The sequence below is a fragment of the Sphingopyxis sp. 550B genome (genome assembly GCF_057401805.1).
On the sequence record NZ_CM171610.1, the window covers coordinates 509,892 to 535,952 of the forward strand.

At 66.0% G+C, this 26,061-nt stretch carries 26 protein-coding genes and 1 riboswitch; of the genes, 17 read left to right on the plus strand and 9 right to left on the minus strand.

All coding sequences use genetic code 11. The annotated features are described in order from the left end of the window. The 8 genes from AC2S9W_RS02440 (at position 1) to AC2S9W_RS02475 (ending at position 7,241) form a co-directional block, all read left to right on the plus strand. Positions 1-1,182: a dipeptidase gene (locus AC2S9W_RS02440; protein WP_486571576.1), complete on the plus strand. Its 1,182-nt coding sequence runs from the start codon at positions 1-3 to the stop codon at positions 1,180-1,182. A gap of 115 nt (positions 1,183-1,297) precedes the next feature. Next, positions 1,298-2,227, plus strand: coding sequence for a bifunctional riboflavin kinase/FAD synthetase (locus tag AC2S9W_RS02445; RefSeq protein ID WP_486571577.1), 930 nt, complete (start codon positions 1,298-1,300; stop codon positions 2,225-2,227). Positions 2,228-2,274: 47 nt separating this feature from the next. Then, entirely contained in the window at positions 2,275-2,565 is a 291-nt protein-coding gene (locus AC2S9W_RS02450) for a GIY-YIG nuclease family protein (protein WP_486571578.1), read from the plus strand. A gap of 234 nt (positions 2,566-2,799) precedes the next feature. Beyond that, positions 2,800-5,721 (plus strand): isoleucine--tRNA ligase, encoded by a 2,922-nt coding sequence (gene ileS / locus AC2S9W_RS02455; RefSeq protein WP_486571579.1) that lies wholly within the window; start codon positions 2,800-2,802, stop codon positions 5,719-5,721. Beyond that, positions 5,718-6,251, plus strand: a complete 534-nt coding sequence (gene lspA / locus AC2S9W_RS02460) for a signal peptidase II (RefSeq protein WP_067186350.1) — start codon at positions 5,718-5,720, stop codon at positions 6,249-6,251. Before ileS ends, lspA begins: the two co-directional genes overlap by 4 nt. 27 nt (positions 6,252-6,278) lie before the next feature. Next, on the plus strand, positions 6,279-6,698 hold the full coding sequence (locus tag AC2S9W_RS02465) for a DUF3035 domain-containing protein (protein WP_067111427.1): 420 nt from the start codon (positions 6,279-6,281) through the stop codon (positions 6,696-6,698). Positions 6,699-6,769: 71 nt separating this feature from the next. Then, on the plus strand, positions 6,770-6,988 hold the full coding sequence (gene relB / locus AC2S9W_RS02470; RefSeq protein ID WP_067111430.1) for a type II toxin-antitoxin system RelB family antitoxin: 219 nt from the start codon (positions 6,770-6,772) through the stop codon (positions 6,986-6,988). Beyond that, complete coding sequence (locus AC2S9W_RS02475) at positions 6,972-7,241, plus strand: type II toxin-antitoxin system RelE family toxin (RefSeq protein WP_076077237.1); 270 nt, start codon at positions 6,972-6,974, stop codon at positions 7,239-7,241. Before relB ends, AC2S9W_RS02475 begins: the two co-directional genes overlap by 17 nt. An 18-nt stretch (positions 7,242-7,259) precedes the next feature. On the opposite strand, the gene dxs is transcribed toward AC2S9W_RS02475, so the two are convergent. Then, complete coding sequence (gene dxs / locus AC2S9W_RS02480; RefSeq protein ID WP_486571580.1) at positions 7,260-9,188, minus strand: 1-deoxy-D-xylulose-5-phosphate synthase; 1,929 nt, start codon at positions 9,186-9,188, stop codon at positions 7,260-7,262. A gap of 60 nt (positions 9,189-9,248) precedes the next feature. Further along, positions 9,249-9,524: a hypothetical protein gene (locus AC2S9W_RS02485; RefSeq protein WP_067111438.1), complete on the minus strand. Its 276-nt coding sequence runs from the start codon at positions 9,522-9,524 to the stop codon at positions 9,249-9,251. A 264-nt stretch (positions 9,525-9,788) separates the two neighbouring features. Here AC2S9W_RS02485 and AC2S9W_RS02490 point away from each other — a divergent pair, with 264 nt between their 5' ends. From AC2S9W_RS02490 to AC2S9W_RS02505, 4 genes are all read left to right on the plus strand, one after another. Continuing rightward, complete coding sequence (locus AC2S9W_RS02490; RefSeq protein WP_486571581.1) at positions 9,789-10,814, plus strand: MipA/OmpV family protein; 1,026 nt, start codon at positions 9,789-9,791, stop codon at positions 10,812-10,814. Between the two features lie 647 nt (positions 10,815-11,461). Continuing rightward, the gene (locus tag AC2S9W_RS02495) at positions 11,462-13,027 is read left to right on the plus strand and encodes a flavin-containing monooxygenase (RefSeq protein ID WP_486571582.1); all 1,566 of its coding nucleotides are present in this window, start codon (positions 11,462-11,464) and stop codon (positions 13,025-13,027) included. A 45-nt stretch (positions 13,028-13,072) separates the two neighbouring features. Then, positions 13,073-13,184, plus strand: a riboswitch (TPP riboswitch). A 40-nt stretch (positions 13,185-13,224) separates the two neighbouring features. Further along, positions 13,225-15,117: a phosphomethylpyrimidine synthase ThiC gene (gene thiC / locus AC2S9W_RS02500; protein WP_486571583.1), complete on the plus strand. Its 1,893-nt coding sequence runs from the start codon at positions 13,225-13,227 to the stop codon at positions 15,115-15,117. Positions 15,118-15,176: 59 nt separating this feature from the next. After that, a complete protein-coding gene (locus AC2S9W_RS02505; protein WP_486571584.1) occupies positions 15,177-15,848 on the plus strand; it encodes a uracil-DNA glycosylase family protein in 672 nt (223 codons plus the stop codon). Positions 15,849-16,050: 202 nt separating this feature from the next. On the opposite strand, the gene AC2S9W_RS02510 is transcribed toward AC2S9W_RS02505, so the two are convergent. Continuing rightward, positions 16,051-16,473, minus strand: a complete 423-nt coding sequence (locus AC2S9W_RS02510; RefSeq protein ID WP_295322024.1) for a hypothetical protein — start codon at positions 16,471-16,473, stop codon at positions 16,051-16,053. A gap of 431 nt (positions 16,474-16,904) precedes the next feature. Beyond that, entirely contained in the window at positions 16,905-17,084 is a 180-nt protein-coding gene (locus AC2S9W_RS02515; protein WP_486571585.1) for a hypothetical protein, read from the minus strand. A gap of 15 nt (positions 17,085-17,099) precedes the next feature. Here AC2S9W_RS02515 and AC2S9W_RS02520 point away from each other — a divergent pair, with 15 nt between their 5' ends. Next, the gene (locus AC2S9W_RS02520; RefSeq protein WP_486571586.1) at positions 17,100-17,612 is read left to right on the plus strand and encodes a 2'-5' RNA ligase family protein; all 513 of its coding nucleotides are present in this window, start codon (positions 17,100-17,102) and stop codon (positions 17,610-17,612) included. Between the two features lie 103 nt (positions 17,613-17,715). On the opposite strand, the gene AC2S9W_RS02525 is transcribed toward AC2S9W_RS02520, so the two are convergent. Continuing rightward, entirely contained in the window at positions 17,716-18,603 is an 888-nt protein-coding gene (locus tag AC2S9W_RS02525; protein WP_486571587.1) for an arylamine N-acetyltransferase family protein, read from the minus strand. A gap of 176 nt (positions 18,604-18,779) precedes the next feature. Here AC2S9W_RS02525 and AC2S9W_RS02530 point away from each other — a divergent pair, with 176 nt between their 5' ends. Beyond that, complete coding sequence (locus AC2S9W_RS02530) at positions 18,780-19,160, plus strand: glycine zipper 2TM domain-containing protein (RefSeq protein ID WP_067107313.1); 381 nt, start codon at positions 18,780-18,782, stop codon at positions 19,158-19,160. A gap of 219 nt (positions 19,161-19,379) precedes the next feature. After that, positions 19,380-19,970 carry a hypothetical protein gene (locus AC2S9W_RS02535; RefSeq protein WP_486571588.1) on the plus strand — a complete coding sequence of 197 codons (591 nt, stop codon included), beginning with the start codon at positions 19,380-19,382 and terminating at the stop codon, positions 19,968-19,970. Positions 19,971-19,980: 10 nt separating this feature from the next. Here AC2S9W_RS02535 and AC2S9W_RS02540 read toward each other — a convergent pair whose 3' ends face one another. From AC2S9W_RS02540 to AC2S9W_RS02555, 4 genes are all read right to left on the minus strand, one after another. Then, entirely contained in the window at positions 19,981-20,412 is a 432-nt protein-coding gene (locus AC2S9W_RS02540; RefSeq protein WP_076077257.1) for an OsmC family protein, read from the minus strand. A gap of 12 nt (positions 20,413-20,424) precedes the next feature. Next, positions 20,425-20,679, minus strand: a complete 255-nt coding sequence (locus AC2S9W_RS02545) for a DUF2061 domain-containing protein (RefSeq protein ID WP_486571589.1) — start codon at positions 20,677-20,679, stop codon at positions 20,425-20,427. Positions 20,680-20,785: 106 nt separating this feature from the next. Beyond that, positions 20,786-21,499: a uracil-DNA glycosylase gene (gene ung, locus AC2S9W_RS02550; protein WP_286749504.1), complete on the minus strand. Its 714-nt coding sequence runs from the start codon at positions 21,497-21,499 to the stop codon at positions 20,786-20,788. 115 nt (positions 21,500-21,614) lie between these two features. Next, a complete protein-coding gene (locus AC2S9W_RS02555) occupies positions 21,615-24,836 on the minus strand; it encodes a TonB-dependent receptor domain-containing protein (protein WP_486571590.1) in 3,222 nt (1,073 codons plus the stop codon). Between the two features lie 197 nt (positions 24,837-25,033). Between AC2S9W_RS02555 and AC2S9W_RS02560 the strand changes: the two genes are divergently transcribed. Together AC2S9W_RS02560 and AC2S9W_RS02565 are read left to right on the plus strand one after the other, a co-directional pair. After that, complete coding sequence (locus tag AC2S9W_RS02560) at positions 25,034-25,396, plus strand: phosphoribosyl-ATP diphosphatase (RefSeq protein WP_486571591.1); 363 nt, start codon at positions 25,034-25,036, stop codon at positions 25,394-25,396. 11 nt (positions 25,397-25,407) lie between these two features. After that, complete coding sequence (locus AC2S9W_RS02565; RefSeq protein ID WP_067107293.1) at positions 25,408-25,785, plus strand: histidine triad nucleotide-binding protein; 378 nt, start codon at positions 25,408-25,410, stop codon at positions 25,783-25,785. Positions 25,786-26,061: the final 276 nt, after the last annotated feature.

The following is a 26,061-nucleotide window of genomic DNA, read 5'->3' on the forward strand; positions in this document are numbered from 1 at the left end:
ATGCGCCGCTGGCTGATCGGACTTCTCGCGCTGCTGCTCGTCGCGGCGGCGGCCTTCTTCCTCTTCGCGCCGGGCATGATCGAGCGCGGCACGAACAAGATCGACGGCAAGCCGCTGCTTCAGGTCGGCGAGCATGCGAAGGCGCTGCACAAGACGCTGACGATCGTCGACCTGCACAGCGACAGCCTGCTGTGGAGCCGCGATTTCCTGAAGCGGGCGGATCGCGGCCACATGGACCTGCCGCGCCTCGCAGAGGGGAATGTCGCGCTCCAGATCCTGTCGAGCACGACCAAGGCGCCCAAGGGGCAGAATTACGACGCCAACGGCGACGACACCGACATCGTCACCAGTCTCGTCATCGCGCAGCTTCAACCGGTGCGGACGTGGAACTCGCTGCTCGAACGCTCGCTGTGGCATGCCGAGAAACTGCACCGTGCCGTCGCCGCGTCGCAGGGCCGGCTGATGGCGGTCGCGACGCAGCCGCAGCTCGACGCGCTGCTCGCGGCGCGGCGCACCAAGGCGCCGCCGCCGGTCGGCGCGATGCTCAGCGTCGAGGGGCTGCACGATCTCGAAGGCGATATCGACAATCTGGACAAGCTCTACGCCGCCGGCATCCGCATGGCGGGGATCACCCATTTCTTCGACAATATCTTCGCCGGGTCGATGCACGGCCTGAAAAAGGGCGGGCTGACCCCGCTCGGCCGACAGGTCGTGCAGCGGATGGAGGCGAAGGGGATGATCGTCGACATCGCGCATTGCAGCCACGCCTGCGTCGCCGACATATTGACGATGGCGCGCCGCCCCGTCGTCTCCAGCCACGGCGGGGTGCAGGCGACGTGCGGGGTCAACCGCAACCTTTCCGACGACGAGATTCGCGGGGTCGCCGCGACCGGCGGCGTGATCGGCATCGGCTATTGGGATGCCGCGGTCTGCGACACCTCGCCCGCGAGCGTGGCGAAGGCGATGAAGCACGTCCGCGACCTCGTCGGCATCGACCATGTCGCGCTCGGCAGCGACTATGACGGCGCGACGACGGTGCGCTTCGACACGTCGAAGCTGGTGCAGGTGACGCAGGCGCTGATCGACGCGGGCTTCACCGACGACGAAGTCCGCGCCGCGATGGGCGGTAACGCGATCCGCGTCATTCGCGCGGGGCTCGCGCCGATGGCCGCCGCGAAATGACCCCGCCTTCTCAGTCCGTTCGTGCTGAGCGTGTCGAAGCACTGTTCTTTCCTTCACCGTGGCAAGAAAGAGCGGCCCTTCGACACGCTCAGGGCAAACGGAGAGGGGAAAGCGCGTGATCCGCCTCGACGGCCACGACCGCATCGCCGAAGCCCTGCGCGGCGGCGTCATCGCGCTCGGCAATTTCGACGGCTTCCACGCCGGGCACCAGGCGGTCGTCGGCCGCGCCGTCCATCATGCGAAGGACGACGGCCGCCCGGCGATCGTCGCGACCTTCGATCCGCACCCGGTGCGCTTCTTCAAGCCCGACGCGCCGCCCTTCCGCCTGACCACGCTCGACCAGCGGCAGGAACTGTTCGCCGCCGCGGGCGCCGACGCGATGCTCGTCCTCCCTTTCGATGCCGGGCTGGCGAACACCAGCGCACAGGATTTCATCACCGAACTGCTGCTCGATCGCTACGGCGCGGCGGGGGTGGTGACCGGGGCCGATTTCGTCTTCGGCAAGGGGCGCGGCGGCAATGTCGTGACGCTCGCCGACCACGCCCGCCGCCTCGGCTTCTTCACCGAGATGGTGGCGCCGGTCGACGACGCCGCCGAAGCCGTCTCGTCGAGCCGCATCCGCGATGCGCTGCGCGCCGGCGACTGCGCCACCGCCGCGCGGCTGCTCACCCGCCCCTTCACCGTGCGCGGTATCGTCCAGCACGGCGACAAGAACGGCCGCCTGCTGGGTTTCCCGACCGCGAATATCGACATGGGCAGCTATCTGCGCCCGCGCTACGGCATCTATGCCGTCACCGGTACGTTGCCCGATGATCGCGTGCTGAAAGGCGCCGCCAACCTCGGCATCCGCCCCAGCTTCGACCCGCCCAGGGAACTGCTCGAACCGCATTTCTTCGATTTTTCGGGCGACCTCTACGGCCAGCCGATCGACGTTGCCTTCCACGCCTTCCTCCGCCCGGAGGCGAAATTCGACACGATGGACGCGCTGATGGCCCAGATCGCGGCGGACTGCGATCAGGCGAAGGCGCTGCTGGCCCATGTCTGAAACCTGTTCCCCGACGAAAGTCGGGGTCCAGTAGCGACACCGCGTCCATGAAATCCGGCTGGGTCAATATCCTGACCAACAAGCGGAACGGCACGCTTTATATCGGCGTCACCAGCAACCTTGGCCAGCGCATCTGGCAACATCGCGAAGGTCTGATCGAAGGCTTTACAAAGCGATACGGCCTCAAGACGCTCGTCTGGTATCACCATTTCGACGATCTCCAAGATGCGAGGCGCCGCGAGGTGCAGATGAAGGAATGGAAGCGCGCCTGGAAGGTCGAGGCGATCGAAGCCCTGAATCCCACATGGCGCGATCTTTATCCGGACGTGATGCGTTAGAGCTCTGGACCCCGACTTTCGCCGGGGAACAGCTCACGCTTAAAGGATTACGTTCCCCGGCGAAAGCCGGGGTCCAGCGTCCGAAAGCGAAGTTCGGCAGGATAGCACTGACAAGAGATCGGGGCTCCGCCGCCTTCATTCTCCCTTTTCTCTGCGCCTCTGCGCGAATCTTTTCCAAAAGTAGCCGCTCGCCCTTCTTTGCGCGCCCGCAAAACTGCGCTAAGCGCCCGGGCCATGACCGACGCTCCTGACTATCGCGACACCGTCTTCCTGCCCAAGACCGACTTCCCGATGAAGGCCGGCCTGCCGCAGAAGGAGCCGGCAATTCTCGCCAAATGGCTCGAAGGCAATCTCGAGGGGCAGATTCGCGAAAGCCGCAAGGGTCGCGACCAGTTCATCCTCCACGACGGCCCGCCCTATGCCAATGGCGACATGCACATCGGCCATGCGCTCAACCATATCCTGAAGGACATGGTCGTCCGCACCCAGACGCTGAAGGGCAAGGACGCGCCCTACGTCCCCGGCTGGGACTGCCACGGCCTGCCGATCGAGTGGAAGGTCGAGGAGCAGTATCGCAAGAAGAAGCTGAACAAGGACGAGGTTCCGGTCGAGGAATTCCGCGCCGAATGCCGCGCCTATGCCCAGCACTGGGTAGACACCCAGCGCGAGCAGCTCAAGCGCCTCGGCATCGGCGGCGACTGGGACCACCCCTATCTGACGATGGATTATGAGGCCGAAGCGACCATCGTCCGCGAGCTGCTCAAATTCGCCGCCAACGACATGCTCTATCGCGGCGCCAAGCCGGTGATGTGGTCCCCGGTCGAAAAGACCGCCCTCGCCGAGGCCGAGATCGAATATGAGGACATCGTCTCGACCCAGATCGACGTGGCGTTCGAGATCGTCGAAAGCCCGATCCCCGAACTGGTCGGCGCCCATGCGGTGATCTGGACGACGACCCCGTGGACGATCCCGGTCAATCAGGCTTTGGCCTATGGGCCGGAGGTCGAATACGACCTCTTCAAGCTGAACCTCGCCGAGGGCGAGAATGTTCGAGAGATGCGTGTACTTGTTGCTCGCCCGCTCGTCGGCGCCTTCATGAGCCGCCTCACGGCCGATCTTAAGGCGAAGTTTGGCGACAAAGGCTATCCGGCTGGCTTCGACTTCAAGACCATAAAGGGCGCCGACCTAGCCGGCACCATCGCCCGCCACCCGATGCATCATCTCGGCGGCTTCTTCGCGCGCCCTCGCCCCTTCCTGCCGGGTGATTTCGTCACAACCGACAGCGGCACGGGCCTCGTCCACATGGCGCCCGACCATGGCGAGGACGATTTCGACCTGTGCAAGGCGAACGGCATCGAACCGCAATTCGCGGTGACGAACGACGGCAAATATCGCGAGGACTGGGCGTGGCTCAGCGGTCAGGGCAGCGTCATCAACCCGAAGTTCAACGCCCCCGACGGCCCGATCTGCTCCGACCTGCGCGAAGCCGGCGCGCTGCTCGCAGCCAGCGCCGACTACAAACACAGCTATCCGCACAGCTGGCGCTCGAAGGCGAAGGTCATCTATCGCTGCACCCCGCAATGGTTCGTGCCGATGGACAAGGTGATGGCCCACATCTCGCCCAAGTCCCCCGGCGAAAAGCGCTGGGAAAATGAGGGCGGCGCGATCAACCCGGCCGAGGAAGGGCGGTGCGACGCGCCGACGCTGCGGCAGGCGGCGATGCAGGCGATCGAGGATACGCGCTTCGTCCCCGCCAAGGGCCGCAACCGCATCGGCAGCATGGTCGAAACGCGCCCCGACTGGGTGCTGTCGCGCCAGCGCGCGTGGGGCGTGCCGATCACTTTGTTCGTCGACCGCAAGACGGGCCAGTATCTGAACGATCCGCTGGTGAACGACCGCATCGTCGCGGCGATCCGCGAATCGGGGGTCGATGCGTGGAGCGACGCGCGCGCGCAGGAGTATCTCGGCCCCGATCGCGCCGCCGCCGATTACGAGCGCATCACCGACATCCTCGACGTCTGGTTCGATTCGGGATCGACCCACGCCTTCGTGCTCGAAAGCGGCCGCTGGCCCGCGCTCGTCCGCCACGACGGCTCGCCCTTCCCCGCCGACCTCTATCTGGAAGGCAGCGATCAGCATCGCGGCTGGTTCCAGTCGTCGCTGCTCGAAAGCTGCGGCACGCGCGGCCACGCCCCCTATCGCGCGGTGCTGACCCACGGCTTCACCATGGATGCCAAGGGCATGAAGATGTCCAAGTCGCTCGGCAACACGATCAGCCCGATCGACCTGATGCGCGACTATGGCGCCGACATTCTGCGCCTGTGGGCGCTGTCGGTCGATTTCACCGAGGATCACCGCATCGGCAAGGAAATCCTCACCGGTGTCGCCGACCAGTATCGCAAGCTGCGCAACAGCTTCCGCTACCTGCTCGGCGCGCTCGACGGCTTCACCGAAGAGGAGCGCGTCACCGACGTTGCAGCGATGCCCGAGCTCGAACGCTACATGCTGTCGCTGCTCGCCGAGCTCGACGCGAAGCTGGCGCAGGCGGTCGATGATTTCGACTTCAACAGCTACACGCGCAGCCTCGCCGATTTCTGCAACGAGGATCTGTCGGCCTTCTATTTCGACATCCGCAAGGACGTCCTCTACTGCGACCTCGGCCCCGCCGCGCCGCTCGGCACCGACACCCGCCGCGCCTATCGCAGCGTGCTCGACACGCTGTTCCACGCGCTCGTCCGCTATGCCGCGCCGGTGCTGGTGTTCACCAGCGAAGAGGTGTGGAGCACGCGCTATCCCGACGCGGGCAGCGTGCATCTGCTCGAATGGCCCGCGCTTCCCGCCCTGCCGCAGAGCCACGCGATGCGCGCGAAATGGGCGGCGATCCGCGAGACCCGGGCGCTCGTCACCGAGCGGATCGAGCCGCTGCGCCGCGACAAGGTCGTCCGGTCCAGCCTCGAAGCCGAGCTGTGGCTGCCCGACGATCCGGGCGACGTCGATTATGAGGAAATCTTCATCACCTCGACCGTCCACCGGGGCGAATGGGATGTGAAGCGCACCGAAAACCACAAATGCGGCCGCTGCTGGCGCCACCTGCCGGAGGTCGCGCAGGACGGCGGCTTGTGCAATCGCTGCGAGACGGTATTGGACGGGGGATGACCGGAAAACGCTCCCCCTATCTGCGCTTCGGCCTGCTCGTCGCCGCGACGGCCTTCCTGCTCGACCAGGTCAGCAAGTGGGTCGTCATCGGCCCGCTGTCGCTCGAGGCGAAGCGCGTCATCGGCGTGCTGCCGATCTTCAACCTGACCTGGGCGGAGAATTGCGGCATCTCGCTGTCGATGTTCTCCGACTGCAACGACACGACGCGCTGGACATTGGTCGCCGTCACTGCGTTCGTCGCCGCCGCGGTCGCCTTCTGGATGACGCGCGAGCAGGCGAAGGGCGACGTCGTCGCGCTCGCGCTGATCCTCGGCGGCGCGCTCGGCAACATCGTCGACCGGGTCCGCCACGGCTTCGTGGTCGATTTCGCCGATCTGCATTTCGGGGATTTCCGGCCGTTCCTGATCTTCAACGTCGCCGATGCCTGCATCACCATCGGCGTGCTTTTGCTGGTTGCGCGCGCGCTGCTCTTGCGCGAAAAGGCGCCTTCGGCCGCCGACCGTTCGGCGAACGGCACGGCCGCGGATTAAACGGGGCGCATCAGGAGAGTTTTTCACGTGAACCGGACCACCGTCATCCTCGCCGCCTCGCTCCTCGCGACGACGCTTTCGGCCTGCGGGTCGAACAGCCTGTTCAGCCGCGACCGGCCCGACGAATTCGCGGTGTCGCGCCAGGCGCCGCTCGTCGTGCCGCCCGATTTCGCGCTGACCCCGCCCGCCCCCGGCGCCGCGCGCCCCGGCAACGAAACCACCGCGGAGCAGACGCTGCGCGCGCTGTTCGGCGGCGATTCGCCGCGCAGCGCGACCGAATCGGCGATCATCGGCAGCGCCGACGGCCCGCGCGCCGACGCCGGCATCCGCAGCCAGATCGGCAGCCCCGACACGCAGGTCGTCGACAAGGGCCTCGTCACCCGCGACATCATCGCCGCCCCCGAAGGCGACGGCCGCGACGCCAGCGCCGCGATCCCAGGGGCGTAGCCGCGGTTTTCACGCCGTCGGATTGCAGAATTGGCAACTTTGCTATACATGTATAGCAAAGGAGCTTTGCCATGCTGGCCATCCGCCTCGACAAGGAATTGGAAGAACGGCTCGCCGCCGCCGCCAGGCGGTCGGGCCGGACCAAGACCGCCCTCGCGCGCAAGGCGATCGAGGAATATATCGAGGACCTCGAAGATATCGCGCTTCTCGAAGAAGCGTTGAATCAGCCCGACGCAGGCAAGACCGTTTCGATCGAACAGATGCGACGCGAGCTTGGCCTGGACGCTTGAGTTCGACGCGGCGGCCCGGCGGCAACTCCGCAAGCTGCCGCGCAGCGCCGGCGAGCGCATCCTTGCCGGGCTGGAGCAGGTCGCCGCACTCGAAAACCCGCGCCAGCGCGGCAAGGCGCTGGTCGGCGAACGCACCGGCTATTGGCGCTATCGCATCGGCGATTATCGCGTGATCGCAAAGATAGAGGACGGCCGAATGGTGATCCTCGTCGTCGCGATCGGCCATCGGCGCGAGATCTATCGACGCGCTTGAGATGGAAAGCGGTCCGGACTAAGCCCGCGCGCCCGCTTCCTCCACGCCCGCGCTGTTGTGGCGCAGCGCCTTCAGCACCGTGTCGACGATCTGCGGCGCGTTGAGCCCCGCCGCGTCATATTGCGCCTGCGGGGCGTCCTGGTCCTGGAACGTGTCGGGCAGCCGCATCGTGCGCAGCTTCAGCCCCGCGTCGATCAGCCCGGCGTCGCTCGCCAGCGTCAGCACGTGCGCGCCCAGCCCGCCGATGCTGCCTTCCTCGATCGTCACGCACACCTCGTGGCTCGCCAGCGTGCGGCGGATCAGCTCCTCGTCGAGCGGCTTGGCGAAGCGCAGGTCGATCACGCTGGTCGACAGCCCGCGCGCCTCCAGCGTGTCGGCGGCCTTCAGCGCCTCGGCAAGCCGGGTGCCGAGCGACAGGATCGCGACCGTCTTGCCGCTGCGCACGACGCGCCCCTTGCCAATCGCCAGTCTCTCCGGCACCGCGGGCAGCGGCACCCCGATGCCGTTGCCGCGCGGATAGCGGAAAGCGATCGGGCCGTCGTCATATTCGGCCGCCGTATAGGTCATGTGGACGAGTTCGGCCTCGTCGGCCGCCGCCATCACCACCATGTTGGGCAGCGTCGCCAGATAGGTGACGTCGAAGCTGCCCGCGTGCGTCGATCCGTCGGCGCCGACCAGCCCGGCGCGGTCGATCGCGAAGCGCACCGGCAGGTTCTGGATCGCGACGTCGTGCACGACCTGGTCATAGGCGCGCTGGAGGAAGGTCGAATAGATCGCCGCGAACGGCCGCATCCCCTGCGCCGCGAGGCCCGCCGCAAAGGTCACCGCATGCTGTTCGGCGATCCCGACGTCGAAGGCGCGGTCCGGATGCGCCCTCGCGAACTTGTCGACCCCGGTGCCCGACGGCATCGCGGCGGTGATCGCGACGATGCGCGGGTCGCTGTCGGCCAGCTTCGCCAGCGTCTCGCCGAACACATTCTGATAGGCGGGCGGCCCCGGCGGCGCCTTCGCCTGCTCGCCGGTGATGACGTCGAATTTCTGCACGCCGTGATATTTGTCGGCCGCCGCCTCGGCGGGGGCATAGCCCTTGCCCTTCTGCGTCACCGCGTGGATCAGCACCGGGCCATGGTCGCTGTCGCGGACATTCTCCAGCACCGGGATCAGATGCTCCAGATTATGCCCGTCGATCGGACCGACATAGTAGAAGCCCAGTTCCTCGAACAGCGTCCCGCCCATCGCCAGCCCGCGCGCGAACTCGTCGGTCTTGCGCGCCGCCTTGTGCAGCGGCTGCGGCAGCCGGCGCGCGAAGCGCCGCGCGACCTCGCGCAGCTCCAGAAACGGCCGCGACGACACCAGCCGCGCCAGATAGGCCGACAGCCCGCCGACCGGCGGCGCGATCGACATGTCGTTGTCGTTGAGGATGACGATCAGCCGGTTGCCCGCCTGCTTGGCATTGTTCATCGCCTCATAGGCCATGCCCGCCGACATCGACCCGTCGCCGATCACCGCGATCGCGCGGCCGGGCTCGTCCTTCAGCTTGTTCGCGATCGCAAAGCCCAGTGCGGCGCTGATCGAGGTCGAGCTGTGCGCGGCGCCGAACGGATCATATTCGCTCTCGCTGCGCTTGGTGAAGCCCGAAAGCCCGCCGCCCTGGCGCAGTGTGCGGATGCGATCGCGGCGACCGGTGACGATCTTGTGCGGATAGCATTGATGCCCGACGTCCCACACGATCTTGTCGCGCGGCGTGTCGAACACATAGTGGAGCGCGACGGTCAGTTCGACGACGCCCAGCCCCGAGCCGAGATGCCCCCCGGTCGCGCCGACGGCGCTGATCGTCTCGGCGCGCAGTTCGTCGGCGAACTGGCGGAGTTGTTCGGGCTTCAGCTTGCGGAGGTCGGCGGGGACATCCACCGTGTCGAGCAGCGGCGTATGCGGACGGTCGGTCATTTGCCGCCTCATACCGCCAAGCACCGAAACTGTCGAACGAAAAGCCGGTCCCGCCCTCCTCTAAAGAGGCGGCACCTTTTCGTCGGCCTCCACGTCCGCGCCGCGCTTGCCCGCGTCGATCTGCGCATAGAGGCCGCGTACCATCAGGTCGGTGAACACCAGCATCACGCCGATCATTCCGGCGAACAGCGCGACCGCGACGGCGGGAAACGGCCCGACCGCCTCCAGCCCCGCGCGTCGCATCGCCAGCGCGAGCAGCGCCGCCGCCGCCATCAGCGCATAGCCGGCAAGGCGCGGCGCCCGGCTCATGCCGAACCGGCGCCGCGGACGCGGCATGGAAAAGCGAAGGCGCGACGATCGGACATGCCGCCATGGTGAAACGAAAAGCCCGCCATCGCAAGGCGAAGCCTTGGCAGCCGGCGGGGCGGCTTGCACCTGCTCTGGACTGACGCGCGGCTTCGCCTCTCGCAATGACGTCCGATGCACGCGGATGCGGAGATCGGCGGCCCGATTCCAGTCACCGCTACCCCATTGCATTGCGGCGTCAATGACTTACACATTGCGCCGAGAGGGGCACCACGACAGGAAGATAAACCGTCCATGGTCGCGCCCGCCCTTCGCTTGCTTTGCCTGCCGTTCCTCGCCCTCCTCGCCGCCGCGATCGGCACGGTGTCGCCGGCCGCCGCGGACGAAGCCGCGCTGCCCTATGACCTGCCGCCCGCCGACCGCGGCCTGAGCGGCGGGCGCGAACCCGGGCCCTTCGTCCAGCCCGCCCCCGTCCGCTATGCGCAGGATCGCGGCGACATCGACGACTCGATCCTGCTGCCCGCCGCGCGCGACCGCGACGAGGACGGCGATCGCCGATGGGCGCGCGACCATTTCGCGGTCGCCGCCGGAGTGATCAGCGTGCCGAGCTACAACGGCTCCGACGAGCGCACCGTCCTGCCCGCCTTCTATCTGCGCGGGCGCGTCAGCGGCTTCGCCTTTTCGACCCGCGGCACCAATTTCCAGGTCGACCTGATCCGGCAGAAGCGTGGCCAGCGCACCGACTTCAAGTTCGGCCCCATCATCGGTCTGCGCAGCGACCGCACCGGCCGCATCAAGGATGCGCAGGTCGAGGCGCTCGGCGAACGCAAGCTGGCGGTCGAGGCGGGATTGGCGATGGGCGTCACCCACCAGGGCGTCTTCACCAGCCGCTACGACCAGCTCGGCGTCCGCGTCGTCGGGCTCGCCGATGTTTCGGGACGGCACGGAAGCTGGTTCGTCTCGCCGACGATCGACTATGGCACCCCGCTGTCGAAGCGCGTCTATGTCGGCGTCTCGGCGTCGCTGAACATCTATGGCAAGGGCTTCGGCCGCTATTATTACGACGTCGATCCGCTCGGCAGCGCCGCGAGCGGCCTGCCCGTCTACGACCGCGCCGGGCGCAAGGCGACCGCGGGCAAATATACGATCGGCCTCGCCGGCGCCTGGGCGCTGTCGGGCGACCTGCGAAAGGGATTCGTGCTGCTCGGCGGCGCGCAATACGGCCGCATGACCGGCCGTTTCGCCGCTTCGCCGATCGTCCGCGACGCCGGCAGCGCCGACCAGTGGGTCGGCGGCGTCGGCATCGCCTATCAATTCTAGGACGGATCGACATTCAGAAGATGGCGAGCCGGAGTCGAAGACGACCACAGGTCAAAATGGTGGATTTTTCGGGACCCGAAGCGCAGCGTGCTGACGGCACGTGAGCACCGGAAGCGCGAAAAGCCGCCATTTGCAGGCCGCCAGAGCTGAATGTCGATCCGTCCTAGGGGAAAGGCCCGACCCGAACCCGTTCGTGTCGAGCGAAGTCGAGACACCCATCAGTGTGGCGCCAGGCTGTGATGACTCTTTTCCGTCACCCTGAACTTGTTTGGCAATTATCCCCTTCCGACAGGTGAGCGTTCCCCGGCGAAAGCCGGGGTCCAGCTGCGTGCGCCTGCCTCGCACGGACCCCGGCTTTCGCCGGGGATCACCAGCGTCCCTGTCTCAAGGGTATAAACGCCAACTTGTTTCAGAGCCTGCCCCGGACCCTATCCGGGGGTCCATGGTCTGCCCTCCAATAAAAAGGCGACGCAAAAAGGAAGGCCCGGCCATGGATGCTGAAACGAGTTCAGCATGACGAAGGAACAGGTCAGCCTACGGAAGGCTGAACCTCACCCCGGCTTTGACCTCGATCAATGCAGAGACGTGACTCGCGCGACAGATTAGGGCATAAACCCTAGTCAGATAATATGGGAGCGGAACATACCATGACGACAGCGATCGGGGCGGCGTCGGCCGCCGCCACCTCCACCCCCGGCACGGCCGCCGAACCAACCCACGTCGACGTGCTGATCGTCGGCGCGGGCATTTCGGGCATCGGATCGGCCTGGCACCTGCAACAGCAATGCCCGGGCAAAAGCTATGCGATCCTCGAGATGAAGGACAGTTTCGGCGGCACGTGGGAAACGCATAAATATCCGGGCGTGCGGTCCGATTCGGACCTTTACACCTTCGGCTACCGCTTCAAGCCGTGGGTCGGCGCACCGATCGCCAGCGGCGCGGAGATCCTCAAATATCTGGGCGAGGTGATCGAGGAGAACGGCATCGGCGACCATATCCGCTACGGCCACCGCATCACCGCCTGCCGCTGGTCGAGCGACGAGAATCGCTGGACGGTCGAGGCGGTGCGCAAGGCGGACGGCGCCGCCGTCACCTTCACCGCCGATTTCCTGTGGATGTGCCAGGGCTATTACGACCATGAAAAGCCCTATGTCCCCGACTGGCCGGGCCTGTCGGACTACAAGGGGCAGTTCGTCCACGCCCAGCTGTGGGACCCGAACACCGATTATGCGGGCAAGCGCATCCTCGTCATCGGGTCGGGCGCGACCGCCGCGACCGTCGTCCCCGCCTTCGCCGAAAAGGCCGCGCATGTGACGATGCTCCAGCGCTCGCCGACCTATTTCTTCTGTTCCGAGAACAAGAACGAGCTCGCCGACCGGCTGCGCGAGGTCGGGATCGACGAACCGACGATCCACCGCGTCGTGCGCGCGCAGATCATGTACGATCAGGACCAGCTCACCCGCCGCGCCCAGACCGAACCCGATGCCGTGTTCGAGGATTTGAAGGAGCTGATCCGCCTTTTTTCGGGCAACCCGGACTTCCAGTTCGAACCACATTTCACCCCGCGCTACCGCGTGTGGCAGCAGCGGCTGGCCTTCTGCCCCGAAGGCGACATCTTCCGCGCCACGACCGAGGGCAAGCTGACCGTCGTCACCGACACCATCGACCGCTTCACCGAAACCGGTGTCCGCACGTCGAACGGGACCGAGATCGAGGCCGACATCATCGTCGCCGCGACCGGATTCAACCTGTCGGTGATGGGCGGCATTCCCTTCAGCGTCGACGGGCGGACGGTCGATTGGGGGGAGACCGTGACCTATCGCGGCATGATGATGACCGGGGTGCCCAATCTGGCGTGGGTGATGGGCTATTTCCGCGCGAGCTGGACGCTGCGCGTCGACATGATGGGCGACTTCGTCTGCAACCTGCTCAACCACATGGATGACATCGGCGCAAAGAAGGTCGAGGTCGCGCTGCGTCCCGAGGATCAGGGCATGGACATCCTGCCGTGGATCGAGGAGGATAATTTCAACCCCGGCTATCTGATGCGCGGCCTGTCGAAAATGCCGAAGCGCGGCGACAAGTCCGAATGGCGCCACAACCAGGATTATTGGGCCGAAAAGGACGCCTTCCCGCACATCGACCTGACGGACCCCGCCTTCGTCTACGACGGCCAGCGGGCGACGAAGCGCGAGGCGGTGGCGGCGGAGTAACCCGGAACCACCCGATGGACAGCGCGCGCCCGCGCGGCTAAGGTGATGCCATCCCCGGGGAGCCTGGCGCGCAAACGCAGGTTGAGAGCGGAATAGACCGCGACCCGTCGAACCTGATCCCGGTAACTCGGGCGGAGGGAGGGTTGGCGTTCCGCGCGGAATCCCAGGCCTTGCTCCGTAGCAATGGAGCGACTGCCATGGCCGACATCGATTCCCGCCTCGACAAGACGACCGCCGCCAGCATCGGCGTCACCACCGGCCCGATCCGCGGCAGCCGCAAGGTCCATGTCGCGTGTCCCACCGGCAGCGGCATCCGCGTCGCGATGCGCGAGATCGACCTCGACCCGCACAGCGGCGAGCCCAGCGTCCGCGTCTACGACACCAGCGGCCCCTACACCGACCCGAACGCCCGCATCGACATCGCGCAGGGCCTTCCCGAACTGCGCAGCGCCTGGATTCGCGCCCGCGGCGACGTCGAGGAGGTGGCGCAGCGCGAGGTACGGCCGGAGGACAACGGCCAGCTCGGCCCCGACCGCAGCGGCGGCGTCCCCGCCTTCCCCAACGTCCGCAAGACCGTGCTGCGCGCCAGGCCGGGCGCGAACGTCAGCCAGATGCACTACGCCCGCCGCGGCATCGTCACGCCCGAGATGGAATATGTCGCGACGCGGGAGAATCTCGGTCGCGAGCGCCTCGCCGAATATGTCCGCGACGGGCAGGACTGGGGCGCGGCGATCCCCGATTACGTCACCCCCGAATTCGTCCGCGACGAGGTCGCGCGCGGCCGCGCGATCATCCCCAGCAACATCAACCACCCCGAAAGCGAGCCGATGGCGATCGGCCGCAACTTCCTGGTCAAGATCAACGCCAATATCGGCAACAGCGCGGTCGCGAGCGACGTCGCGACCGAGGTCGACAAGATGGTCTGGTCGATCCGCTGGGGCGCCGACACCGTCATGGACCTGTCGACGGGGCGCAACATCCACGACACGCGCGAATGGATCATCCGTAACTCGCCCGTGCCGATCGGCACCGTCCCCATCTATCAGGCGCTGGAGAAGGTCGGCGGCATCGCCGAGGAACTGACGTGGGAGATTTTCCGCGACACGCTGATCGAGCAGGCCGAGCAGGGCGTCGATTATTTCACCATCCACGCCGGCGTCCGCCTGCCCTACGTCCCGCTCGCCGCGAAGCGCGTCACCGGCATCGTCAGCCGCGGCGGCAGCATCATGGCGAAATGGTGCCTCGCGCATCACAGGGAAAGCTTCCTCTACGACCATTTCGACGAGATCACCGAGATCATGAAGGCCTATGACATCGCCTACAGCCTCGGCGACGGCCTGCGCCCCGGCAGCATCGCCGACGCGAACGACGAGGCGCAGTTCGCCGAACTCTACACGCTCGGCGAACTGACGAAGCGCGCGTGGGACCAGGATGTGCAGGTGATGATCGAGGGCCCGGGCCACGTCCCGATGCACAAGATCAAGGAGAATATGGACAAGCAACTCGAAGCGTGCGGCGAGGCGCCCTTCTACACGCTCGGGCCGCTGACCACCGACATCGCGCCGGGCTACGACCATATCACCAGCGGCATCGGCGCCGCGATGATCGGCTGGTACGGCACCGCGATGCTCTGTTACGTCACGCCCAAGGAACATCTCGGCCTGCCCGACCGCGACGATGTGAAGGTCGGCGTCGTCACCTACAAGCTCGCCGCCCACGCCGCCGACCTCGCCAAGGGCCACCCCGCCGCCAAGGTCCGCGACGACGCGCTGTCGAAGGCGCGCTTCGAATTCCGCTGGCGCGACCAGTTCAACCTGAGCCTCGACCCCGACACCGCCGAGCAATACCACGACCAGACCCTCCCCGCCGAAGGCGCCAAGTCGGCGCATTTCTGCAGCATGTGCGGGCCGAAGTTCTGTTCGATGAAGATCAGCCAGGAAGTGCGCGAGTTCGCGAAGCTGCAAAATCAGGACAGCGCGGGCTTTATCGCCGCCGAAGAGGCCGAAAAGGGCATGGCGCAGATGAGCCAAGTCTATGAGAACACGGGGCGCGAGCTGTATATGGGCGCGGGTGGAAGGGAGCATGATTGAGCTTATAAGTAACCAGCAAACAGATTATTGACCTGCCGTCCGCGATTTGGGTTTCAAGCATGCTCGACCCACTGGAACTTCTTGACCTCATTGAGGAGGGAATACGCCATCGCTCCGGTGCGGTATTTTATTCCGGCAGGGCAGCTTTTTCGCGCCCGTCATCTTTGTTTGTGCTTGGGCTGAATCCCGGCGGCTCTCCAACCAAACAGGCCAACGAGACAATTCAACGTGACATCGATGCCTATCGCGATCCGTCAAAGGAATATTGGTCACGATATGCCGATGAAAGCTGGCGGGGACGGGCGCCCGGTACATATGGAATGCAGCCGCGCGTGCTGCATCTTCTTTCAAGTCTGGGCTTCGATCCGCGGGAGGTTCCCGCGAGCAATGTGGTGTTTGTCCGCACCCCTAGAGAATCTTCCCTCGCAGAGGAAAAGCTAGCACTATTGGAGGCCTGCTGGCCCGTCCATCAGGCCGTAATCGAACAGCTTCGCATCAGCACGTTACTTTGCTTCGGCAGCACGTCCGGGCGCTGGGTGCGCGACGCTCTTAGTGCGCACGAACTGGTAGACACTTTCACCGAAGAAAACTCCCGTCGCTGGACGTCTTCCGCACACATGAATAGCGTGGGCCTTTGCGTCATAACAGCAACGCATCCCAGCATTGCAAACTGGCGAAATCCAACCGCCGACCCAACTCCGCTTGTCAGGCGTATGCTCATACGAAGGTAGTGAGGCTGGTTATTGCGGTCCTAGGTGCCCTTCCGCTCCGGATCGGAAAACGGCCGTACACGGGGTGCATATTGGTGCGCTCGATGCCTCCCCTGCTCGGTGATCTCGACCAATAGTCAGGGGATTTTGGTGAAATGCGCAACATCTCCGATTGGATTTGGGGATTGCTCCACCTATCAGAGCAATCGGTACTTCTCCGATATCAGGAGCGGCCGAACTTTCGAGGAATTGGAGTGTCTACAGGCCAGTATCCCTTTTTCTCAATATGCTGGAATTGTCCGGATCGCCAAAGGTTTGTGCCCAGGACCTTTGACTTATCGCCACCGTCTATGACGTATCCCTCTGCCTCCAAGCGCTGAAGAAGCTCACTTCGCGTCAGCGGTCGTCCGTCTGACAAAATTTGGCGCCTCGCTGCTGCCATCATCTCGGCGACATAGGCAGACCGCGCGCGCCTCGAGCGACTCCCTTTCCACAAATCGAGCTGCGGTAATTCCTGCTCCTTTTCTAGCATGGAAAGCTGTCGGTATGTCTCGATCAATTTTTCGAGTGCCTCGGACTCCAAACGTAACTCTTCACGCCTTTTCAGTAGTTTGCTTAAAAGCTCCCGGATCGATTCATCTGCCATTTCCGCCTCCGAGTCATCGTTTTGCGCAAAATAACACACGAAAGCCACTCGGAGAACCAAAAAGGGGTTGCGCTCCGATTTAAGAGTTCATATGCAGGATTCGCGAAGCCGTATCTGCGAGTCTCGCAGCAGGCGGAGCAACAAGCGAAGGGCGAATCAAATGGGGGCCACCCCAAAGGATGACCCCCTAGCAAGCTGAGTGACGATGCACTCGGGCCTACCTAGCAGTTGCCTGCTCGCATGCATCGCCACTTGGGTCAACCTGAAGTCTGACGGTTTCGGGGGAAGGACCGGTGGGTAAGATGTTTGCAAGCTGTGGAAAAACGCACCCAGCGACCACGCTTATTCCCCGTGCCCAACCTGACTTCGTTCGGCTTCATCGATCACAACGATGAATGTTCGAAAGGTAAAACTACATGTCTAAGGTTGCTTCATTTCACTCGATCAAGCCCGGCACGCGTGTCCATCACAACGACAACAAGTGTACCGAGGGCAACAATATCGAAAGCTACAATCGCCGCAGCGGCACGGGCGGTCATCCGCTCTGTGACCGCTGCAAGCAGCTGTAAAATAACGGGGGTGCGGCGCCGATGGCGTCGCACCAACACCATGCTACACTCCCACCCATGCGCGCCCGGAACCCCCTCTACATCATGGCCAAGCCGCCGCCGGAGGTTCAGGCGCAGATCGCTGCGCTGCCCCGCAACGATTCTTCACGCGGCCCCCACCTCCTCCACGTCACGCTCATCTCGCTCTACGACCTGCATTATGCGCCGCCCGAGTGGCTGCCCGCGACGATCGCCGCGCTCGACGGCTTCGCCGCGGCGCCTTTCCCGCTCCGCTTCGACCGGATCGAGAACCGCAAGGCGGTGACGCTGCGCACGCGCGAGCCTCTGGCCCAGGCGCGGGCGTTCCAGAAGGCGCTGGTCCATCATCTGCTGCGGGAAAAGGCGCCGATCATGGACGGCACCACGCCCGAACCGCACGTCACGATCAACTATCGCGGCGACCGGCTGGGCGCGCAGACGATCGCGCCGATCGGCTGGACGGTGGACGAGATCATCCTGACCGAAAGCATCGTCGGCAAGACCACCCATGTCGAACGCGGCCGCTGGCCGCTCCGCTCCGACGCGGGCTGACGCGCGGCGGTTCGGCGGAGGCGCAGGCCCTGCCCTGCACCATCGTCGTCCCGGGACAGTCGGTGCCCCCGCGTTCCTTCGTTCGCCGGCGCGGGCCGGACCCCTACCCCTCGACCTCCGCGGTCGCGGCGCGCTCGATCGCCGCGCGCCAGTGCGGCCGCACCGCCAGGCCGAACAGCTCGGCGAGCGCCGTCTCGATCGCATCGGCGGTCAGATAGCGCCGTTCGCTCGACCCGTCGGCGTGGCGGATCGTCAGCCGGTTGTCGCGCAGCGCATAGCGCGCGCGGGCGGTGGTGCGCGCGGCGATCAGCTGGTGGCGGAAATGCGAATCGGGATGGGTCGATGTGTACCAGTTAGCGACCTCGTAATCGATCGCGGGCGCGGGCGCGTCGTCGATGTCGTAGAGCGGCGCCCAGTCGTCGCCGATCGCGATCGACACCGCCCATATGCCGCTGCCCGCGTCACCGCGCGCGACGCGATAGCTTTCGTGCGCGGTCGGCTGCGGCGCCGCGCCGTCCATCGCCAGCGGCGCGGGCGGCACCGCCGACCCGAAACCGACATCGGCCAGCCAGGCGCGCCCGTCGACGCGAACGCGCACCACCATATGGCTGCGCGGGGCGGGCGGCGCGGCCGGGTCGCGCAGCCAGCGTACGCGGCCGAGCAGGCCCTCGGCCTCGAAGCCGATCGCGCGCAGCACGCGCAGGAACAGGCCGTTCTGCTCGAAGCAATAGCCGCCGCGCCCGCCTTCGATCAGCTTCGCGGCCACCGCTTCGGCGCCGATGTCGACATTGCCCTCGACCAGCGCGTCGATCGCTTCGAACGGAATCGCCGCGATATGCGCGGCGTGCAGCGCGCGCAGCACCGCCAGCGTCGGCTCGGCCGGCCCGTCGTAACCGATGCGGGCGAAATAGCGCGGCAACAGGTCGCCGCCCGGCGCCGGGCGCGCGGCGGCGGGACCGTCGGAGGCTTCGAATGTCGGGCGGTACAGCATGGCAGATCTCCGTCTCGCGAATCGTCTGCCCCCCTGATGCAAGCTCAACCGCGCTTGAGGTCAAGCGATAAGGGCGCGGGGCGAAAAGCGGCCGCCGCCGGAACTTCGGGCCGCCCCCGCGTGTCTATCAGGCAGAAAGTCCGCCGTCCCGCGGCCCACCTGCAAAGGAATGTCCCATGAACAAGCTCCTGCTCGCCCCGCTCGTCGCCGCGACCGCGCTCGCCGGCGGCTGCGCCTCGACCGGCTATGGCTATGACGACGGACCGCGCCGCGGCGGCGGCTGGTATGCCGACGACCATTATCGCGACGGCGATTACCGCGAGCGCCGTCTGGGCAAGGGCGACCGCATCTATCGCGGGCGCGACGGGCGCTATTATTGCAAGCGCTCCGACGGCACGACCGGGCTGATCATCGGCGGTATCGCCGGCGGCGCGCTGGGCAACGTCATCGCGCCGGGCGATTCGAAGACGCTCGGCACCGTGCTCGGCGCGATCGGCGGCGCGGTCGCGGGCCGCGCGATCGACAAGGGCGGCAACGACGACGTGCGCTGCCGCTAGGACGGATCGACATTCAGCTCTGGCGGCCTGCAAATGGCGGCTTTGCGAGCTTCCGGTGCTCACGTGCCATCAGCACGCTGCGCTCCGGGTCTCGCAAATCCACCATTTTCGGCTCGCCATCCTCTGAATGTCGATCCGTCCTAGGGCGCTGCGGCCGGCGGAAAAGAGTATCGGCGGCGGCCGGGCCGTGGCATGATCGCCCGCGAAAGGGGACCTGCCATGACGCTGTCTCGCCGCCTGCCAGTCTTTCCCGCGCTCGCCGGCGCCGCCTTGCTCGCGCTCGCCGCCTGCGGCTCGGGCGACGATGCCGCGCCGCCGCCGCCCGCCGACGCGCAAGGCGTTGACGCGCAGGCCGCTGCCGATCAGCCGGCGGCGCCGTCGGATACTGCGGCGGCGTCCACGCCCACCGACGCCGCGCCCGCTGCAGCGAAAGCCGGCGATGCGAAGGGCCTCGCCGCCTATGTCGGCAAATATCCGTTCGACAAGGTCGATGGCGTCGCATGGGACGACCATCCCGCGGTCAAGGCGGGGCTCGCCGCGACCGTAAAGGACGCAAAGGTGCTGAAGGCCATCCAGACGCTGGAGGGTCCGGCGGCGCCGATCGAGATGCACGACGGCAAGATCATGGCCTGGGCCTGCCAGCAGCATAATTGCGGACCGCACCAATGGGCGGTGCTGGTCGATCCCGCGACCGGCGCGACCGATGTCTGCTATTATGACGAAGCGGCGTCGGCGACCGATGCGCGCTGGTTCCTCGCCGGCGGCAAGGAGGAAAGGCGCAAGGGCAACTGCCAGTTCGGCGCCGGCTGAACCGCGGCGCTCACCCGCCTTCGAGGCTGTGCTCGAGCGTGATCTCGCAGTTCAGCAGCTTCGAGATCGGGCAATTGGCCTTGGCATCGGCCGCGATCGCGGCAAAGGCGTCGGCGTCGATCCCGGGCACCTTCGCGGTCAGGGTCAGCGCCGATTTCGTCACCGCGAAGCCATCGCCGTCCTTGCCCAGCGTGACGTCGGCGCGCGTGTCGAGCTGGCCGTCGCTATGGCCGGCGCGCGCCAGCGCAAAGGACAGCGCCATGGTGAAGCAGGCGGCATGCGCCGCGGCGATCAGTTCCTCGGGGTTGGTGCCCGGCCCGTCCTCGAAGCGCGAGACGAAACCGTAGGGCGCGCCGTCGAGCGTGCCGCGCTTGGTCCAGATATGGCCCTTGCCGTCCTTGCCCAGCCCTTCGTAGCGGGCGCTTGCGCTGTTCACCGTCATGCTTCTTCTCCTTCATCGACACAGCAGTGCAACGGCGCCGGGGCGGCCGGGGTTCCCGCGCGGCCGGGCGGGCACGGCGATTCGTATCGCATCGGCGCGGCGCCACGCCTTTTCATGGAAGAAGAAGGCGACGGCGTTGATGCACGGCTCGATCAGTGCGATCCCGCCCGCCACCCGGACCGATCCCGTCAGCGCATAGGCAACGCCGAAGCCGATCGCGAGGTGCAGCGACAGATAGGTCAGCGTCTTCATCAGGTCGGTCGGCATCGGCGCGTCTCCAGCGGGGCAAGGGCATGGGATAGACCCGTTGCACGGCGCCGCGCCAACACACGCTTTCGCTCACTCTGATCGATTCGTCCGCGCGATGCGACGGTCAGCCGACGGCGACCTCCGCCGTCTCGGGCAGGCGCCAGTCGATGGTACCGCGGCCGTGCTCCGCCAGAAAGGCGTTCGCCTGGCTGAACGGCCGCGATCCGAAAAAGCCGTTCGACGCCGACAGCGGCGACGGGTGCGGCGCGCGCAGGATCAGGTGCGGGGTGCCGGGTCCCAGCCCCGGCACGTTCGCGGCCTTGCGCTGCGCGTGGCTGCCCCACAGGATGAAGACCTTGGGCGCCGGATCGGCGGCGACCGCGGCGACCGCGGCGTCGGTGAAACGCTCCCACCCCTTGCCCTGGTGCGAGGCGGCTTGCCCCGCCTCGACGGTCAGGCAATTGTTGAGCAGCAGCACACCCTGTTCGGCCCAGTGCTTCAGATAGCCGTGGCGCGCCGGCGGGATGCCGAGGTCGCTCTGCATCTCCTTGTAGATGTTGACGAGGCTCGGCGGCACGCGGACCCCCGGCTGGACCGAGAAGCACAGGCCATGCGCCTGCCCGGGGCCGTGATAGGGGTCCTGCCCCAGGATGACGACGCGCACGTCCTGCGGCGGCGTCGCGTCGAGCGCCGCGAACCAGTCGCGCGGCCTTGGATAGACGCGCTTGCCCTTCGCCCGCTGGTCGGCGAGGAACTGCTTGAGCGCGCCCATATAGGGCTGATCGAACTCGCCGCCGATCCGTGCGAGCCAGTCGGGATGAAGCTTGACGTCCGCCATGCGCGCCGTTCGACCAGAGCCGGCGCCGCTTGTCCAGCGTGCTTCGCCCGTGGCGGGCATAAAAAGGGCGGCGGGATCGCTCTCCCGCCGCCCGATGCTTCCGTGGCGGCGCGTGTCAGAAGCGGCCGCTGGCGCGCAGGAACACCCGGCGGCCGAGATAATCATATTGCGAACCGAACACCGGCGCCTGGCCGAGGGCCGAAACGCTGGTGTAGATCGTCGACGCCCGCGGCGGGGCGGTGTCGAAGATGTTCGCCACGCCGACCGTGATCTCGAAACGGTCCGCGACATCGCGCGTCACCGACATCGAATGATAGAAGGTCGGCGCCAGCCGCGTGTCGGGGCAGAAGGTGCCGCCGGGGCGGAAGATCGAGGTGCGGCATGCGCTGCCCTGCTCGTCGAGCAGGTCCTGCTGGTTCGAGGTGCCGCCGATCACGTCGAGACCGTAGAAGAGCGTCCACGGCCCCTTCTCCCACGCGAGGTTGAAATCGCCGACCCATTTCGGATCGCCGGCCTCGCCATTGTCGTCGATCACGAAGCCGTCGAACAGCGCGACCTTGTCCTCGATCTGCCACGTCATCTGGGCGCGGAACGCCAGCGAGCCGAGGTTGCCGAGGTCCTGATCGAGCAGCAGCGTCACGTCGATGCCGCGGTTGCGCTGGCGGTTGATGTTCACATAGGTGTCGCGCACATCGGTGATATTATGCTCCTCGGGACCCGACGGCGCGCGGGTGATCAGGTCGCAGAGCGGATCGTCTAGCCCGAACTCGGAATTGTAGCAGCCGCTGATGATGCTCGCGGCGCCAAGCGTCGTGATCTCGTCCTTCACCTTGATGTCGAAATAATCGACCGCGAGGCTGGTCTTGAGGCCGCTCCACAGCACGCCCGACAGGTCGGGCGTCAGGACGACGCTCGCCGTCTTGGCGGTCGAGGTTTCGGGCTTGAGCTGCCCGATGCCACCGCCCGACACCACGGTCGCCGATCCCGTCGCGCCGGTGAAATTGGCTGGAACGCCCGCCGCGATGCAATTGTCGTAGACTCGCTGGCTCATCGTACCCGCGGCAAGCTTGGTCGCGGCGTTGAGGCAGATGTCGATATCCTGCTGATCGCGGAAGCCCGTCTGGTTCTCGAGGAACAGTTCGAACAGCGCGGGCGCGCGGAACGAGGTGCCCCAGGTGCCGCGGAAGCGCAGCCAGTCGGTGACCTCCCAGTCGAGCCCGGCTTTCCACGTCGCGTCGCTGAAGCTGTCCTTCACCCCGTCGCGGCGCGTGGCGTCGACGCTGGTATAGCGGCCGGCGCCCGACAGCGTCAGGCGCTGGATCAGCGGCGTGTCGTGGATCAGCGGAATCTGGAGTTCGCCGAAGACTTCCTTGCTGACCGTCTTGCCGGCGGTGATCCCCGACGAGGTGCGCAGCGCGGCATTGCCTGCCAGCGTCACCTCGCCCGGCGTATCGTTGATCTTGTCCTGCCGGATCTGCGCGCCGAACGCCGCGCCGACCTTGCCCGCGGGCAGTTCGAACAGATCGCCCGCCAAGGTGGCTTCGGCCGATGTCTGGGTGAACAGCGTGCGGCCGGTTTCCTTGCCGAACAGGAAGGCGCGTTCCTGCGGCGTGAAATCGCCGTTCAGGACCCTGGGATCGGTGAAGTCGATGTCGATGCACGGCACGCCGCGGATCGCCGTCGTCAGCCCGACGCACGACCGGGTGCGGAAGGTCTGCGAATCGAGCGAATCCTGATAGACGACGTCCTGCGTATATTTGGCGTCCGACCGGCTGTACTGGCCGTAGACGTCCCAGTTCCAGCCCGACAGCAAGCCGCCGAAGTCGCCGCGCAGGCCCAGCACGCCGCGATAATAGTCGACGTCGGTGCTGAAGTCCGATTTGGCGAGAACCAGCGGGCGGAGCAGGAAAGCCCCGGTAAATTCGGTGTTGAAAGGATCGCCGAGGTCGCCGGGCGTGCAGTTATACACCGACGGGTCGCAGAACAGCAGGGTGATGGGAACCGGCAGGGCCCCGGTTCGGGTCGAATCGCCCGTGAACTGGAACACACTGACCTGCTGAAAACTGTTGTTGTAGGACTTGCGGTTGTTGAACAGCAGTTCGGTGTAGATTTCGACATTATCGGTCAGTTCGTACGACGCATCGAGATAGCCGGTGAGACGCGTGACCTTCGAGAACACGTCCGACATCTGCTCGAGCGGCAGATACTGATTCGTCGCGCCGGTCGACGGACCGTCGAAGTTCAGCCCGAAGAAATCGGCCGGGGCGGATATACCGAACGCCCCGTAATCGTTGAACGAAATGCCGACCTGACCGAATTGCGATCCATATTGCCCGATGAACAATTGCTGGCCGTTGGGGGCCAGCAGCGTCGGCTGGAACCCCACAAGGTCGCCGTCATCGTTGACGATCGGGTCGCCGCTGAAATCATTGTTGGTCAGGATCAGGTTGCCGATGATGCCGTTGCACGCCGGCTTGCCGGTGCGGAAATCGACGATGTCGGCGCGCGTCCCGTCCTCGCGCGTCAGATATTCCTCCTGACAGCCCAGGAACTTGCGGTCGTTCCGGCGCAGATTCTGCTGCTGGTAATAATCGACCGTCGCCAGCACATGCCCGCGGTCGAAGCGCTTGCCCCAGGTGACGTTGAAATCATAGGTCTCGCCGCCGCCGTGCACCGGAACCGAGGTGAAGCCGCCGACCTCGAAGCCGTCGGTGTCGGTCTTGGTCAGGATGTTCACCACGCCCGCGACCGCGTCGGAGCCGTAGATGGAGGAGGCGCCGGTCTTCAGCACCTCGACCTGCTTGACGACCGACAGCGGCAGCACATTGAGGTCGAACGACGACACCGCGCCGCGGACGCCCGCGGGGCCGGCGCGGCGACCGTTGAGCAGCACCAGCGTGCGCTCGGCGCCGAGGCCGCGCAGCGAGACGGTCTGCGCGTCGGCACCGCCGTTGGTGACGAAGCTGTTCGAAATCGCCGAGGTGATCTGGATCGAGCCCGCCGCGACCGGCGACGACTGGAGGATGTCGGCAAGCTGGTTCTGGCCCTGCTTCTGCCCCAGGTCGGGATTGATGATCTGGATCGGGTCGGGGCTGTTGAACTCGCTCTTGCGGATGCGCGAGCCCGTGACGATGATGGCCCCGTCGTCGCTGCTGACGCTGTCCGGCCTCGCGACGGTCGTGTTGACGCGCTCGGCGCAGGCATCGCGCTCGGCCTGCGTGTCATAGGCCGAGCAATCCTCCGCCTGCTGCGCCTGTGCCGGCGCGGCCGACATGGTGATCGCGATCAGCGATGCCGTTGCGGTCAGGATCGCCGACGTCCTTGTTCCAATTTTCATGCTGCATCCCCGGTTGTCTGAATCGCATGCGCGATCCCGTGTTTTGCCCCACGACTTCGGTATAAATGCCTAACGCGAATTGACTATCCGTTTCGCCGGAAAAAAAGTGGCAGCTGTGGCAGAAATGCGACACCTGCTTCCCCATCGCCCGCCGGGCCGCCTTGCTGTGTCGCGACGGCGCCGCTAACGGTCGCATCATGAGCAGCGGAACGACAAGCCTGACAACCGACACGCCGCCGATCGGCGCCGCGCTGTCGCGTCTGGAGGCGACCGTGCGCGAGCGGCTCGATTCGGGCACCGCCGACACCTCCTATGTCGCCAGCCTCGCCGCCAAAGGTCCGGCGAAGATCGCGCAAAAGCTGGGGGAAGAGGCGGTCGAGACCGTCATCGCGGCGCTGACCGAAGACCGGACGGCGCTGGCCGGAGAGGCGACCGACCTCGTCTTTCACCTGACGGTCCTGCTCGCCGAGCGGGGCCTCGGCTGGGATGCGATCGCCGCCGAGCTCGACCGGCGCGACGGCGTCTCGGGCCACGCCGAAAAAGCCGCCCGACAATCATAGGAGCCCCCGACATGGCGATCGACGCGACGCTGCCCTACGACGACGGTAACATCTTCGCCCGCATCCTGCGCGGCGAACTGCCCGCGAAGACCGTCTACGAGGACGAGCATGCACTCGCCTTTCACGACATCAACCCGCAGGCGCCGACGCATATCCTGGTGATTCCCAAGGGCGCCTATGTCAGCTGGGACGATTTCTCGGCGCGCGCGAGCGACGCCGAAATCGCGGGCTTCGTTCGCGCGGTGGGAAAGATCGCGCGCGACCTCGGCCTCGTCGAACCCGGCTATCGCCTGCTCGCCAATGTCGGTCCCGACAGCGGGCAGGAGGTGCCGCACCTGCACGTCCACCTGTTCGGCGGACATGGGCTCGGCCCGATGCTCGTCCGCTAGGGCCTGTGGGGATTCGGGCGCTTGCGGACGCATAGGGGCGTGTCCCCGCGAAGGCGGGGACCCGGTGCGGTGGAACGCAAACCCTGATTTCATCCGCTCTGGGCTCCCGCCTTCGCGGGAGAACCTGGTTTTGTTTTGCGGAAAAACTGAATCTCCACAGGCCATAGCGCGGCGTGCCATAAACCTGCAACGACCCTTATCCGGCAGATTTAAGGCTCAATGCTCTAAACTCTGATGATTTTGGATTGACCCCCTTCGTCATTGCGAGCGGAGCGA

What these genes read in the sequence shown, in the direction of transcription:
- ung (WP_286749504.1), bottom strand. Translation starts at nt 21,499, where the DNA reads ATGGCGGACGTCAAGCTTCATCCCGACTGGCTCGCACGGATCGGCGGC.
- AC2S9W_RS02540 (WP_076077257.1), bottom strand. Translation starts at nt 20,412, where the DNA reads ATGACGGTGAACAGCGCAAGCGCCCGCTACGAAGGGCTGGGCAAGGAC.
- AC2S9W_RS02565 (WP_067107293.1), top strand. Translation starts at nt 25,408, where the DNA reads ATGGCGATCGACGCGACGCTGCCCTACGACGACGGTAACATCTTCGCC.
- AC2S9W_RS02555 (WP_486571590.1), bottom strand. Translation starts at nt 24,836, where the DNA reads ATGAAAATTGGAACAAGGACGTCGGCGATCCTGACCGCAACGGCATCG.
- AC2S9W_RS02525 (WP_486571587.1), bottom strand. Translation starts at nt 18,603, where the DNA reads ATGCTGTACCGCCCGACATTCGAAGCCTCCGACGGTCCCGCCGCCGCG.
- AC2S9W_RS02495 (WP_486571582.1), top strand. Translation starts at nt 11,462, where the DNA reads ATGACGACAGCGATCGGGGCGGCGTCGGCCGCCGCCACCTCCACCCCC.
- AC2S9W_RS02505 (WP_486571584.1), top strand. Translation starts at nt 15,177, where the DNA reads ATGCTCGACCCACTGGAACTTCTTGACCTCATTGAGGAGGGAATACGC.
- AC2S9W_RS02510 (WP_295322024.1), bottom strand. Translation starts at nt 16,473, where the DNA reads ATGGCAGATGAATCGATCCGGGAGCTTTTAAGCAAACTACTGAAAAGG.
- AC2S9W_RS02545 (WP_486571589.1), bottom strand. Translation starts at nt 20,679, where the DNA reads ATGCCGACCGACCTGATGAAGACGCTGACCTATCTGTCGCTGCACCTC.
- dxs (WP_486571580.1), bottom strand. Translation starts at nt 9,188, where the DNA reads ATGACCGACCGTCCGCATACGCCGCTGCTCGACACGGTGGATGTCCCC.
- AC2S9W_RS02530 (WP_067107313.1), top strand. Translation starts at nt 18,780, where the DNA reads ATGAACAAGCTCCTGCTCGCCCCGCTCGTCGCCGCGACCGCGCTCGCC.
- relB (WP_067111430.1), top strand. Translation starts at nt 6,770, where the DNA reads ATGCTGGCCATCCGCCTCGACAAGGAATTGGAAGAACGGCTCGCCGCC.
- AC2S9W_RS02440 (WP_486571576.1), top strand. Translation starts at nt 1, where the DNA reads ATGCGCCGCTGGCTGATCGGACTTCTCGCGCTGCTGCTCGTCGCGGCG.
- AC2S9W_RS02450 (WP_486571578.1), top strand. Translation starts at nt 2,275, where the DNA reads ATGAAATCCGGCTGGGTCAATATCCTGACCAACAAGCGGAACGGCACG.
- thiC (WP_486571583.1), top strand. Translation starts at nt 13,225, where the DNA reads ATGGCCGACATCGATTCCCGCCTCGACAAGACGACCGCCGCCAGCATC.
- AC2S9W_RS02490 (WP_486571581.1), top strand. Translation starts at nt 9,789, where the DNA reads ATGGTCGCGCCCGCCCTTCGCTTGCTTTGCCTGCCGTTCCTCGCCCTC.
- AC2S9W_RS02515 (WP_486571585.1), bottom strand. Translation starts at nt 17,084, where the DNA reads ATGGTGTTGGTGCGACGCCATCGGCGCCGCACCCCCGTTATTTTACAG.
- ileS (WP_486571579.1), top strand. Translation starts at nt 2,800, where the DNA reads ATGACCGACGCTCCTGACTATCGCGACACCGTCTTCCTGCCCAAGACC.
- AC2S9W_RS02535 (WP_486571588.1), top strand. Translation starts at nt 19,380, where the DNA reads ATGACGCTGTCTCGCCGCCTGCCAGTCTTTCCCGCGCTCGCCGGCGCC.
- AC2S9W_RS02485 (WP_067111438.1), bottom strand. Translation starts at nt 9,524, where the DNA reads ATGCCGCGTCCGCGGCGCCGGTTCGGCATGAGCCGGGCGCCGCGCCTT.
- lspA (WP_067186350.1), top strand. Translation starts at nt 5,718, where the DNA reads ATGACCGGAAAACGCTCCCCCTATCTGCGCTTCGGCCTGCTCGTCGCC.
- AC2S9W_RS02560 (WP_486571591.1), top strand. Translation starts at nt 25,034, where the DNA reads ATGAGCAGCGGAACGACAAGCCTGACAACCGACACGCCGCCGATCGGC.
- AC2S9W_RS02520 (WP_486571586.1), top strand. Translation starts at nt 17,100, where the DNA reads ATGCGCGCCCGGAACCCCCTCTACATCATGGCCAAGCCGCCGCCGGAG.